This window comes from Streptomyces sp. NPDC050287 (assembly GCF_044459385.1).
Taxonomy (GTDB): Bacteria; Actinomycetota; Actinomycetes; order Streptomycetales; family Streptomycetaceae; genus Streptomyces.
The window spans coordinates 48,349-60,317 of sequence record NZ_JBITIY010000020.1 but is presented as its reverse complement, the minus strand read 5'-3'; the positions used below and the strand labels follow the sequence as shown (position 1 = coordinate 60,317).

General features: G+C 68.1%; 12 protein-coding genes and 1 pseudogene. 7 read left to right on the top strand and 6 right to left on the bottom strand.

Annotation, left to right across the window (positions count from 1 at the left end; genetic code table 11):
• Positions 1-17 precede the first annotated feature (17 nt).
• The 6 genes from ACIBK3_RS42280 to ACIBK3_RS42255 all read right to left on the bottom strand — a co-directional run bounded on the left by ACIBK3_RS42280 (position 18) and on the right by ACIBK3_RS42255 (position 5,226).
• A complete protein-coding gene (locus tag ACIBK3_RS42280; protein WP_399373586.1) occupies positions 18-1,163 on the bottom strand; it encodes an NAD(P)/FAD-dependent oxidoreductase in 1,146 nt (381 codons plus the stop codon).
• The gene (locus ACIBK3_RS42275) at positions 1,160-1,357 is read right to left on the bottom strand and encodes a ferredoxin (RefSeq protein WP_399373584.1); all 198 of its coding nucleotides are present in this window, start codon (positions 1,355-1,357) and stop codon (positions 1,160-1,162) included. Before ACIBK3_RS42275 ends, ACIBK3_RS42280 begins: the two co-directional genes overlap by 4 nt.
• Positions 1,358-1,544: 187 nt before the next feature.
• Positions 1,545-2,969 carry an amidohydrolase family protein gene (locus ACIBK3_RS42270; protein ID WP_399373582.1) on the bottom strand — a complete coding sequence of 475 codons (1,425 nt, stop codon included), beginning with the start codon at positions 2,967-2,969 and terminating at the stop codon, positions 1,545-1,547.
• A gap of 98 nt (positions 2,970-3,067) precedes the next feature.
• On the bottom strand, positions 3,068-3,523 hold the full coding sequence (locus ACIBK3_RS42265; protein WP_399373581.1) for a cupin domain-containing protein: 456 nt from the start codon (positions 3,521-3,523) through the stop codon (positions 3,068-3,070).
• Between the two features lie 33 nt (positions 3,524-3,556).
• Positions 3,557-4,360 (bottom strand): 3-keto-5-aminohexanoate cleavage protein, encoded by an 804-nt coding sequence (locus ACIBK3_RS42260; RefSeq protein WP_399373580.1) that lies wholly within the window; start codon positions 4,358-4,360, stop codon positions 3,557-3,559.
• Positions 4,357-5,226, bottom strand: coding sequence for a fumarylacetoacetate hydrolase family protein (locus tag ACIBK3_RS42255; protein WP_399373579.1), 870 nt, complete (start codon positions 5,224-5,226; stop codon positions 4,357-4,359). Before ACIBK3_RS42255 ends, ACIBK3_RS42260 begins: the two co-directional genes overlap by 4 nt.
• 166 nt (positions 5,227-5,392) lie before the next feature.
• On the opposite strand from ACIBK3_RS42255, the gene ACIBK3_RS42250 reads away from it, so the two are divergent.
• The 7 genes and pseudogenes from ACIBK3_RS42250 (at position 5,393) to ACIBK3_RS42220 (ending at position 11,955) form a co-directional block, all read left to right on the top strand.
• On the top strand, positions 5,393-7,009 hold the full coding sequence (locus ACIBK3_RS42250) for a bifunctional 3-(3-hydroxy-phenyl)propionate/3-hydroxycinnamic acid hydroxylase (RefSeq protein ID WP_399373664.1): 1,617 nt from the start codon (positions 5,393-5,395) through the stop codon (positions 7,007-7,009).
• Positions 7,010-7,035: 26 nt separating this feature from the next.
• Positions 7,036-7,596 carry a VOC family protein gene (locus ACIBK3_RS42245; RefSeq protein ID WP_399373578.1) on the top strand — a complete coding sequence of 187 codons (561 nt, stop codon included), beginning with the start codon at positions 7,036-7,038 and terminating at the stop codon, positions 7,594-7,596.
• A gap of 198 nt (positions 7,597-7,794) precedes the next feature.
• On the top strand, positions 7,795-8,418 hold the full coding sequence (locus ACIBK3_RS42240; RefSeq protein WP_399373576.1) for a PadR family transcriptional regulator: 624 nt from the start codon (positions 7,795-7,797) through the stop codon (positions 8,416-8,418).
• A 273-nt stretch (positions 8,419-8,691) separates the two neighbouring features.
• A pseudogene (locus ACIBK3_RS42235) lies at positions 8,692-8,970 on the top strand (zinc-binding dehydrogenase); the annotation flags it as partial.
• Between the two features lie 398 nt (positions 8,971-9,368).
• Positions 9,369-10,079 carry a PucR family transcriptional regulator gene (locus ACIBK3_RS42230; RefSeq protein WP_399373662.1) on the top strand — a complete coding sequence of 237 codons (711 nt, stop codon included), beginning with the start codon at positions 9,369-9,371 and terminating at the stop codon, positions 10,077-10,079.
• Positions 10,076-10,897, top strand: a complete 822-nt coding sequence (locus tag ACIBK3_RS42225) for an IclR family transcriptional regulator (protein ID WP_399373575.1) — start codon at positions 10,076-10,078, stop codon at positions 10,895-10,897. Before ACIBK3_RS42230 ends, ACIBK3_RS42225 begins: the two co-directional genes overlap by 4 nt.
• Positions 10,898-10,953: 56 nt before the next feature.
• The gene (locus ACIBK3_RS42220; protein ID WP_399373574.1) at positions 10,954-11,955 is read left to right on the top strand and encodes a PDR/VanB family oxidoreductase; all 1,002 of its coding nucleotides are present in this window, start codon (positions 10,954-10,956) and stop codon (positions 11,953-11,955) included.
• Positions 11,956-11,969 lie beyond the last annotated feature (14 nt).

Sequence of the window (11,969 nt, the reverse complement as noted above, 5' to 3'; positions counted from 1 at the left end):
CGGATGCTCCTTGCTGCTCAATGGTGACCTGCGAGGTTGTGCAGCCGTGAGATGGGGATACGGCGGTTGAGGGCGGCAGCGGCGACGGGACGTCCGTCTTCGACCCATTGCAGGATCGCCGCGAGATCGTCGGCGGAGCCGTCGAGCATGGTCGGCTCGCCGGTGGGCGGCCCATTGCCCGCGATCTTGAGGCTGAGGCCGAACTGCTCCGTCCAGAAGTAGGGCCGGTGGTCGTACGGTGTCGCGCCTTCGCCCTGCAACAGCGCCGACGCGGCGGTCCGTGCCTGGTCGAGGGCGTTGGACCAGTGCGGTTGGCGGCGTCCGCCCGTGACCGAGACGACGTCGCCGGCGGCGACGATGTCGGGTGTGACCCGGCAGCGTTCGTCGACGACCAGTCCGGGTATCACGGCCAGTCCCGAGGACATGAGCCACTCGACGTTGGGACGGCATCCCACCGATGACACGACGATCCCTGCTTCGAGGGTCCCGGTGGCGGTGTGTACGAGGACCCGGTCACCTGCGTTCTGCAGCCGGGCTCCGTCGGGCGCGATCGTGTAGGTGACCCCCGCCTGGGCGGCGCATCTCATGACGAGGTCCGACAGGTGGGAACCGACAGCGCCCAGCATGGCCGGGATTCGGTCCACGACCGTGACGGCCAGCCCCAGGGCGGACGCGGTCGAGGCGATCTCCATGCCCAGGATCCCGCCGCCCACGATGACGATGTCGTCGCTTTCGCGAAGCCTGTTCCGCAGGGCGATCGCGTCGTTCATCGTGCGCAGGACCACCTCGGGCGCGTCGCCCTCGTTGGCGCCGTGGTCGCGCAGCGTGGCGGCGCGCGCGCCCGTCGCGATCACCAACCCGTCGAAGCGGATGTCGTCACCCTGCACGCGGAGGCGCTTTCGCTCTGTGTCGAGGCCGGTCACCTCCACCCCGGACCAGAACTCCAGTTCGAGGTGATCGAAAGAGGGCAGCCTGGCGTCGTCCGGCTCCTCCTTGCCCGAAAGCACGGCCTTGGACAGTGGCGGCCGAGCGTAGGGAGTTTCGGTCTCGGCCTCCACCAGGACGAGTTCCCCTTCGAATCCCCGGGAGCGCAGTTCCTCGGCGGCGGTGAGTCCCGCGATGGATCCGCCGACGATGACGACACGGCCGTGCGGGTCGATCACGCCGACTCCACCAGGCTCAACGCGGCGACCGGGCAGCTGCGCACCGCCTGCTGAGCGGGCTCGAGCTGGGAGTCGTGGACCTCGTCGACCAGCACGCTCAGCTCACCGTCGTCGTCCAGGGCGACAAGCTGGGGAGCCTTCTGCTCGCAGAACCCGTACCCCTCGCAGCGGGCCTGGTTGAGGTGAATCTTCATGGCGTCCTCCCGAAGGGTTGATGGGCGTTGCTGTGCGGCTTGGGCCGGCGAGGGTGACACGGGGTGCCGGAGCACGCGGGAACCGTCGAGCCGAAATCCGTGGGTGCGGAATTACGCCTGCCGGGTTGCGACGGTCCCGTGCCGGACCGGACCCACTGGTGCGGGTCGGCCTGGCACGGCCCGGTGATCACGACAGACTCGTGAGGCGCTCCGACCAGTCCTGAGCTTCGTCGGCGAGCGCCGCGGACTCCTCGAGCGGCCCCGTGCTGGCGAGCAGGTAGTCGCGTGAGTCGTCGAGTTGCGACAGCAGCCCGCGCACGTCGATGTCGACGAGCTTGCCCCCGCGCTTTCGGACCTGGCCGCCCACGATGACGGTGTCGACGTTGCCGGCGTGTCCGTGCAGAACGAGGTCTGCGACCGGGTCCAGGACCGGCGCGAGGTTGAGGGCACGGGTGTCCACCAGCACGAGGTCCGCGTACTTGCCGGGGGCGAGCGACCCGATCCGGTCGGCGAGGCCGAGCGCGTCGGCCCCTTCGGTCGTGGCCCACCGGAACACGTCCCGGGTCGACACGGGCTGCTCGACGATCGTCTCGTAGTTGCTGCCCGGTCCGTTGTTGATCTGGTGGCGGGCGAACATGAGCGCCACGCGCATGTTCGCGTACATGTCGGCCGACATGCACGTCACACAGTCGGTACCCAGCGACGGCTGGACGCCGGCGAGGAGTGCGTCGCGGTAGGGGGTGGGGTGGGCGATCCCCAGCGCGATCTCGGAGTCGGGCGAGCTGGCGAAGTGGGCTCCGAGGTCACGCACCACGTCGAAGTCGTCGACCCGGAACTCGTTGCAGTGCGACAGCACGGCCCGGTGGTCGATCAGCCCCTTCGCCACCAGCGTGTGGAAGCCCCGGGTGATGGGTGCGTTGCCCGGTCCGCAATGGGTGTGCGACGTCCAGACCGTGTCCATGTCGAGCGCGGAGCGGATCTCGTTCTCCGTGAGCTCCAGGGGCAGGAGGTTCTGTTCGGTGGCGGCGATCCCCATGCGCAGCAGGCTGTCGTCGTCGGAGCCGAAGTAGGCCTCCTTCACACGGTAGGCGTCCTTGACCCGGTACGCGTGGGACGGGAAGGCCTGCAGGCCCTCCACTTCGACCGGGCAGTATCCATACGCCCACACTCCGCGAATGCCGGACGCGAGCCCGGCCTGCGCCAGCGCGTCGGCGTGCTCCGGGCTGACCACGCCGTGGCTGTGGTCCAGCACGCTGGTGGTGCCGCCGTCGAGGAGCTCCAGCGCTCCGACCAGGGTGCCCAGGTGGGCGTCTTCGGGGCGGAAGCGGCTGAGGTAGTCCCGCCGGACGTCGCTGAAGTACCCGACGAGCGTCCGGTCGCCGACGACGCCTCGCAGGGCTGTCTGCCACAGGTGCTTGTGGGTGTCGACGAAACCGGGGTGGACGATCATTCCGTCGGCGTCGATGACGTCGCAGTCGTCCGGTACGTCGATGTGTTCGGCCACGCTGACGATGCGCTCGTCCTCGATCAGGACGGAGCCGCGGCGGAGGTCACCGAGCCCGGGATCCATCGTCACGATCCACCCGTTCTGTACCAGCACTCTTCCGGTCAACTTCCGCGCTCCTTATTTCGGGGGCCGTGACACGGGCCACACGCGATTGTCACGGTAAGAGGATTCAGAAGACTATGACAAGACTTACGTGTCAGTTCTTACATATTGATGGGTGGGGCATCGATCAGGACGAACAGCACCAGGCAGGGGCGTCCGGACCGGTTGGCCCAGCTGTGGTTGGTCCCGCGCTGGATGACGATGTCGCCCGTACGCAGAAGGCGCTCCTCGTCGTCGAGGACGGCATGGATTTCACCCTCGAGCACGACGCAGTAGTCCAACGACGCCGTCCGGTGCAGGTAGGGGACAACGGACGGGTCGGCGGGGAACTCGACGATCCGGAACACCGACCCGCCCGCGGGCGGCGGGATGGAGACCACCGGGCCGATGGGGTCCTCGTACGCCTGCGCGTTGTCCGGAGGTCCGCTGTGCTGCCAGAGTTCGAGGGTGATGACATCGCCCTTGGTGGGCAGGGCATGGGGGCACGGCGCGTCTTCGACGAAGACCGCGCGGCCCTGGTCGTCGTGGCCGGTGACCAGGCGTCGGAACGTGCGCATGTTCTGTCTCCCAGGTTGGCTTCGGATGCTCGCTCACAGGCCGAGCAGGCGGGTGGCGCCGTCGACGCCGACCGGCTCCCGGTCGATGTCGCGAGCCAGGGTCACCGTGCGCTCGACGAGTTGCAGGTTGTCGGCCAGCTGCCCCTTGCGCAGGTAGAGGGTGTCTTCCAGGCCCGCGCGGGCGTTCCCGCCCATGGCCAGTCCGATCGCGGTGAGTTCGAGGTTGGACCGTCCGATCGCGATCACCTGCCACACTGAACCCTCGGGAAGCCGCCTCACGGTGGAGACGAGGTTGTCCGCCGTTGCAGCCATGCCGCCCCGGACGCCGAGCACGATGCTGAACTGCAGTGGTTCCGGCAGCAGTCCCTCGTCCCGCAGCCGCAGACACTCGTCGAGATGGCCGCTGTCGTAGATCTCCAGCTCGGCTTTGACACCCAGGTCGCGCATCTTGGCGGCGAGCCGGCGCACGCCTGCGGGAGGGTTGCGGAACTCGCCGGCGCCGAAGGACATCGAGCAGGGATTCAGCGTGGCCATCCGAGGTCGAAGGTCGACGAGCTTCTCGCGGTCCTCGAAGGCGACGTCCAGGCCGACGCCGGTGGACATCTGGATCAGGATGGGACACCGGTCGGCGATCATCTCCATGACGGTGCGCGCGATCTTCAGATCAGCGGTGGGGCGCTGCCGCTCGTCGCGCAGATGGAGGTGGGCCACCGCCGCTCCGGCGTTGTACGCCTGTTCGACGGCGGTGGCGATCTCTTCCGGGCTTGTCGGGAGACGGGGGTTGTCGGCCTTGGTGGCGACAGGGCCGGTCGAGGCGACCGTGATGATGGCGGTCATCGGTCCGCCTCCTCTTTCCGAACGGGGTTGACGAGGGTGCCGATGCCGTCGATCTCGACTTCGACCTGGTCCCCGGGCTTGAGGAAGTACGGCGGCGTGCGACGCAGCCCCACGCCCCCGCTGGTGCCCGTCACGATGACGTCGCCCACCTGAAGCGTGCAGATCGTGGACAGGTACTCCACCATGTATTCGATGGAGAACAGCAGTTCGGAGATCGCGGCTGACTGCACGACCTCGCCGTTGACCCGGGTCTGCATTCGGTGCCGATACGGGTCGCCGAACTCGTCGCGAGTGACGAGCCACGGTCCGCACGCCCCGGTGCTTGCGAAGTTCTTGCCGGGCGTGATCTGCGGCGTGTGCCGCTGCCAGTCCCGGACCGAACCGTCGTTGTAGCAGGTGAAGCCTGCGACGTGGTCGAGTGCCCGGCTCTGCGGGATGTGCCGGCCTGCGGTACCGATCACGACCGCGAGCTCTCCTTCGTAGTCGAGTTCGTCGGAGACGCGTGGAATCACCAAGGGGCCTCGATGTCCCACCTGGCTGCCCGCGACGCGCAGGAAGAACAGGGGGTGGGCGGGGACGGGGCGATCCCCGCCTTCGCGTACGTGACTCATATAGGTCAGTGCCGCGCACCAGATCGCGTGAGGGTCGTCGACGACCGGGAGGAACTCGACCTCGCCGAACCCGATGGTGGGCACCGTTTCATCGCGTGCGGCGCTCAGCCGGTCTCCATGCCCGGGGAGCCATGCGAGAAGCTCGCGCATCGTGCGCGGTGCGTCAGGCACCAGAGCTGTGACGTCGATCAGGCGGCCCTCTTCGACGAGCGCCACGCCCTTGTGTCCGTGACGTGCATAACTGGCCAGCTTCATCCGTGCTCCGTCTCTCGTCCAACCGCGCGATACGTGTGCGATGAGCCGCAGGTCGATGCTTCCGGAACTTAGGATGTCCAGTTCAACATGTCAATATTGACATGGGGCGGTATGCGTCGCATGCTGGCGCCGTTCCGACGAGGGCAAGGAGAGTGGTTTGTCCGAGGTGATGTACGACGTTCTCGTGGCCGGCATGGGGCCGGTCGGGGCCACTGCCGCCGCGTTCGCCGGACGTGCCGGTCTGCGCACGATGGCGGTTGATCCGTCCGAGGCAGTCTTCCCGCTGCCGCGGGCCACCCACTTCGATGCCGAGGTCATGCGGCTGTTCCAGAGCGTCGGGCTGGCCGACACACTCAACAAGGTCGTCGCCACCTATGACGGCGGTGTGCATCTGGGGGCCGACGGCGAGCCCATCCGCGACTTCCGAGTGCCGGCCGTCCCGGGACCGTCCGGCTGGTTCCCCCACTACACGTTCATCCAACCGCAGGTGGACCAGATCCTGCGCGATGCCGCGCTCGGCGACCCGAACGTGGACGGTCGACTTGGTTGGGAGGTGGTCGCCACCGAGCAGAACGCCGATCATGTGGCGGTCACGATCAGCGTCCCCTCGGGAGCGACCGAGGTGGTGACAGCGAAGTTCGTGATCGCTTGCGACGGGGCCAGCAGTCCGATCCGCAAGAGCCTCGGGATCGATTTGATCGACTACGGCTTCGAGGAGCCCTGGATCATCGTCGACGCGATCGTGCCCGAGTCGGCCCAGCTTCCCAACCACTCGATCATGTGGTGCGACCCGAAGCGGCCGGGAACCTACATCCCGCAGCCGGGTCGGCACCGTCGTTGGGAGTTCATGCTTCTGGCCGACGAGTCACCCGAGACGATGGCCTCGCGGGCCGTCATCGAACAGCTGCTTCGCTCGTCGGTGGATCCGGACGGTGTGGAGATCGTGCGCAGCGCGGTGTACCGGTTCCATGGCCTGATCGCCTCACAGTGGCGAAACGGCCGGATCTTCCTGGCCGGCGACGCGGCACACCAGACACCACCGTTCTACGGACAGGGCATGTGCCACGGCATCCGCGACGTGAGCAATCTGGTCTGGAAGCTGCGCCTGGCGCTGGACGACCCCGACATGGACCCATTGCTCGACAGCTACGCGCAGGAACGCCACCCGCACGTCAAAACCGTCATCGACGCTTCGGTGGAGAACGGGCGCTACATCTGCATCCTGGACCCTGTCGAAGCCCACGAGCGCGACACACGTCTGCGGGCGCGCATGGCCGCGGGCCAGGACGTTCGCTCGTTCCGCTCCGTCATTCCCGGCATCGTCGCCGGCATCGCACTGCCTGCGGACGACACCAACGAGAACGGACAGCTGATGATCCAGCCCGAGGTCGAGACCGTCGACGGTCGGGTGCAGCTCATGGACGAGGTGCTGGGTTCGGGGTTCCGGTTGATCACCCGCAGCCAGGTGACGGATCCGGCCTCGGCCTCGTGGTTCGATACCGCGCTCTCCGGAGTGATCGTCTCGCTGGACGACAGTGGCATCGCCCGCACGGCCGAGGCGGCGGCCCATGGTGGCCCCGGTCCTGACGAGACCGAGCCGATGGGCCACTCCCTGTTCGTCGACCACAGCGGCGAGATCCTGAAGTGGTTCGACAAGCACGAGGCGACCGCGGTCCTGGTCCGTCCCGACCACTACATCTTCGGCGTCGCCGAGGGCGAAGACGGTGCCGAGCGGCTTCTGCGCTCACTGCGCGAGGCAATCGGCAGCGCCGGCAGCAAGTGACTCACCAAACCGAACAGGAGATGCGCATGACGCAGTCAACGAGTCGCGCACGACTGACCCACCTGGGCTTCTACGTCCGCGACCTCGACGCCCAAGCCGAGTTCTACAAGAAGGTGTTCAGCCTGGTCGAGACCGACCGCGGGGTCTCCGGCGCAGGCGACCCCATCGTCTTCATGACCGGCGACAGTTCGGAGCACCACCAACTCGTCCTGACGGCCGGCCTTCCGCCGGAAGCGAGCCGCACCTGGCTCAACCAGGTGTCCTTCCGCGTCGACACGCTGGCCGCCCTGCAGGAGTTCAACTCCTGGTTGGAGCAGTGCGGAATCACACCATCCGCGACCGTGAGTCACGGCAACGCATGGAGCATCTACTTTCTCGATCCGGAGGGCAATAACGTCGAGGTGTACGCGGGCTCTCCCTGGTACGTCCCGCAGCCGTTCCGGAAGCCTGTCGATCTGCACTGGCCCACCCAGCAACTCCTGGACGAGACGTACCAGAGTGTCAAGGACAACGGCGAGTTCCGTCCGATCGAGGACTGGGCGGCCGAGCTCGACCAGCAGCTCGATGAGGCCCTCACCAGCTCCTAGCACGCACAGCCGGGCCCACGCCGCAACGAGCGGGCCGCGCCCGCACGGTGCGGCCACTCGCATCTATCGATACATGATACTTTTGACATGTCCGGATGGATACACCGCGTTGCGGCCTGCCGCCTTCCTCCGCACATGAGAGCGCACCCGTCGGCGTGTTCCCCGGCATGGACCATGGAACAGCGCTGACCTTGGGAGATGGACTTGTCGCTCCGCTACGCGATCCTCGGGTACCTTTCGACGGGCCCGGGGACGGGGTACGACCTGGCCCGGCAGTTCGACACCGGCCTGGGATGGTTCTGGAGCGCCCGGCACAGCCAGATCTATCCGGAGCTGAAGCGCCTGACCGAGGACGGCCTCATCACGCGTGACACCACGATGGTGTCGGAGAACATGGACAAGTACATCTACTCGATCGCCCCTGAGGGCCTGGCGGTGCTGCGCGACTGGGCATCGAAGCCTCCCACCTACGCACCCAATCGCGACACCGAGCGCCTTCAGCTGATCTTCTCCGATGACTCGCCGGAATCGCTTCGGGAGCATCTCGAAACCCATCGGGACCACTTCCGACGCCGACGGGAAAAGTTGCAGGCAACCATCGACACGATCCGAGCCGGCGAGCACGAACGCATCAACTCACGCCTGGCACGTCGGGGCCCCGAAGAAGCAGCACTGACCCTCCAACTGCGCGAGATGGCCTACGTCGGCGACATAGAACGCGCAGACCTGGAGATCGCCTGGGCTGAGCGCGGCCTCGCCTGGTTGGACAGCCATGAGCACAAGCCGAAAAGCCGTCAGCCGGATACGGGCGGAGACGACTGAGCAATGCGAACGGGCACATCGGCCGGCACGCGGTCGTACCGAGCGACCTGATGCGTACAGCCAGGCGCTGCGGGGCCTCGAACCCGCCTCGACACCGGGGGCGACGGACAAGTTCCTCAGCACTTTTGACCGAGCCCTTGTCCGTCGGCGTGGCCGGCCGTGCGGGCTGGACGGAGATCCCCAACGAACGGCAGGCCGCGACGAACGTGTCCGAGATGAAGACCCTGCCCCGGTCCACGGTGATCGTGTCCCGGACGATCACAGGACGTGCCGGCGGGCAAGGGCGCGCTGGAGGACTCCATCACTCTGCGCGGCGGCACGGACCGGATTGTCACCACTGCCGACTTCCGCGCCGCTGAGCTCGGCGTCGTCTTTGCCGAGGGCCCCCAGCGCCGCTCCGCCACCCGCCTCGCCGAGCTGGCCCTGCAGGCCGCCGACGGCACCCTGGTCACCACCATCAGCGCCACCTACCCCCTCGCCGAAGCGGCCAAGGCCCAGCAGGCCAGCGACGCCGGCCACAACCGCGGCAAGATCGTCCTCACCGTCAACTAGTCCGCCAGCCCACTTGCTGTGTGATGAGGGAGCAGCCATGTCAGACCCCACCTCATCGGAGCTTCCGAACACGGCGGAAGCGGGGCCGTTGAGCTACGCCATCTTCCAGCTTGCCCGCACCCAACGAGCCCATGCCGCCGGCATGCTGCGGGCCATGAACCTGCACCCCCTCGGCTATGCACGGGCCTCGACCGCCCGTCAGTCCCTCGACGTGAAACTCGATTCCCTCGCCGAGGCGGGGGTGATCCGGGTCTTTTCGGAGAAGATCTCCACCCGCGCCACGAAGCGGCTCGAGCTGGAGGCCGCCGTGAAGCTCGCCGGGGAGATCCGCTCCTCCGGCGTCGCCGTGACTCGCTCAGGGCAGGGCGGCCTGGCAGCGCGCCACTGTCCAAGCCGTCCTGGACCGCCGGCCCGTCGACACCGGCCACGCCGAGCAGGATCTCGGCCTCACCCTGGCGCACCACCACATCGGCGTCGTGCTGTGGCGCCCCAGCGGGGCGACGGGGGCGCGGCTGAGCCGGGTGGCCGCCCAGCTCGCCGACCGCCTGCCCGGAGCCACCCTGCTCACTGTCGCGGCCGACGCTGAGCACCTGTGGGCCTGGCTCAGCCGCGTCCACCGACCCAGTGACCGGGAATGGCAGGCCCTGACCTCCGTACGCCCCGTCCTCCAGGGCACCCGGGTGGCCGTCGGCCCGGCCGCCTCCGGCACGGACGGCTTCCGCCGCACCCATCTGCAGGCCCTCGACGCGGCACACGCGGCCGAGAACTCCTCCGCACCGAGCGATGATGTCACTGCCTGGCACACCGTCAGCCTCGCGGCCGTGGCCTGTCCTGACTCTGAACGCGTCGGCTGGTTCGTTCAGGAAACGCTCGGCCCCCTCGCTCACGACGACCCGGCCGCCGCCGAACACCGGGCCACCCTGCTCAGCTACCTTCAAAGCGGTCAGAGCCTGGTCCGCACGGCAGAAGAGCAGCACGTCCACCGCAACACCATCGTCTACCGGATGCACCGCATCGAAGAACTGCTGCCCGTCGCGCTCGCCGACCACCGCCTCCAGATCCACGTGGCCCTGCACCTTGCCGCCCACTACGGCACTCCATCGTCATGACGACGCCCCACCGCGAGTCGGTCCTGTCCCGTACCGCACGGATCCTCCAGGCCTTCAGCCAGGACCAGCCAGTACTGACGATCTCAGGGATCGCCCGCCAGGCAGAGCTGCCGCTACCGACGGCCTCCCGGCTGGTCGCCGAACTCGTCGCCCACGGCTTCCTCAGCCGGGACGACGACCGCAGGGTGCGCATCGGCGTCCGGCTGTGGGAACTGGTGACTCGCGCCTCGCCGACGCTCTCGCTGCGCGACGCCGCCATGCCCTTCATGGAGGGCGTCCACGACATCGTCGGCCATCACGTGCAACTCGGCGTGCTCGACGGCGACGACGTGCTGTTTCTCGAACGCCTCTCAACTCCCGACGCAGTGATCAACTACACCCGCATCGCAGGCCGGTTGCCGCTGCACGCCTCCTCCAGCGGCCTGGTGCTGCTGGCCCATGGACCCGCCGCCCTCAGGGAACGCGTCCTCAGCGGCCCCCTCACCGTCTACACCCCGCACACCCCAGCCACGCCTGCACGCGTGCGGGCGGTCCTGGCCGAAGTCCGGCAACAGGGGTACGCGTTCTGCCCCGGCTACTTCCACGAGGACGCCCTCGGCATCGCGGCTCCCATCCGCGGCAGCGACGGCGCCGTGGTGGCGACTCTGGCTGTCATCGTTCCCAACGACGGCGCCGCCCAGGGCATCGTGCCCGTCGTGCGAACCGCCGCCCGTGGCGTCTCCCGTGCGCTGGGCGCCGGCGACCCGCACCCTGCTCCGCAGCGCGTAACGCCCATGCGACGCGCTGATGGCGGTGCCAGGAAGTTTCCCTCTCACTGAGTGAAAGTGCCGTCGCGTGGGACCGCGGCCACGCGCATCCTTCCTGTCATCCACAGATGGGAGGCGACAACGTGGTCGTACATACCCTGCTTCCGGGTTTTCCTCAACAGGCTGCCGGCACCGTGGCGCTGGAGGTGCTGTCCAAGGACACTGTCGCCGACGGCGTGGCAGCACTCACCCTCGCCCGTCCAGACGGCGGACGCCTGCCGGACTGGACACCGGGCTCGCACATCGACCTGATCATGCCGGAGGGGACGACCCGGCAGTACTCGCTGTGCGGCGACCGCTGGGACGCCCACACCTACCGAATCGCAGTCCTGCGGGAACCGGCCGGAGGCGGCGGCTCGGCATACGTGCACGACCGGCTCATGCCGGGCGACCTCGTCGACGTCGGCGGACCGCGCAACCACTTCGCGCTCGTGCCCGCCGACCGGTACCTGTTCATCGCGGGCGGCATCGGCATCACCCCACTGTTGCCGATGGTCCAACAGGCCGAACTGCTGGGCGTGGAATGGCAGCTGCTGTATGGCGGCCGCACCCGCGCGTCGATGGCGTTCCGCGAGGAACTTTCGGACAGCCATGGCAACCGTGTGCACATCGCCCCGCAGGACGAGTGCGGCCTGCTGGACCTGGACGCCTGGCTCGACAGCCCCGCTGCAGGCACGAAGGTGTATTGCTGCGGGCCGGCGCCACTGCTCACCGCAGTCGAACGCGCCTGTGTCGCCTGGCCGGGGCACAGCCTGCGCACCGAACGCTTCACCGCCGCGCCCCGGTCCGCGCCCGCGCGTCAGGCGCCCTTCCAGGTCGAACTGCGGCGCAGCCGCAGGACGGTGACCGTCACACCGGACATCTCCGTGCTACAGGCCATACGCCAGGCCGGAGTCGAGGTGCTGTCGTCCTGCGGGCAGGGAACCTGCGGCACCTGCCTCACGCCGGTTCTGGAAGGCACACCCGACCACCGCGACGCGATCCTCGCCGACCATGAGCGTGCCGCCGGTGACTGCATGTTCCCCTGCGTGTCCCGTTCCTGCGGCGACCGCCTCGTCCTGGACCTGTGAGACCACGCACCGAC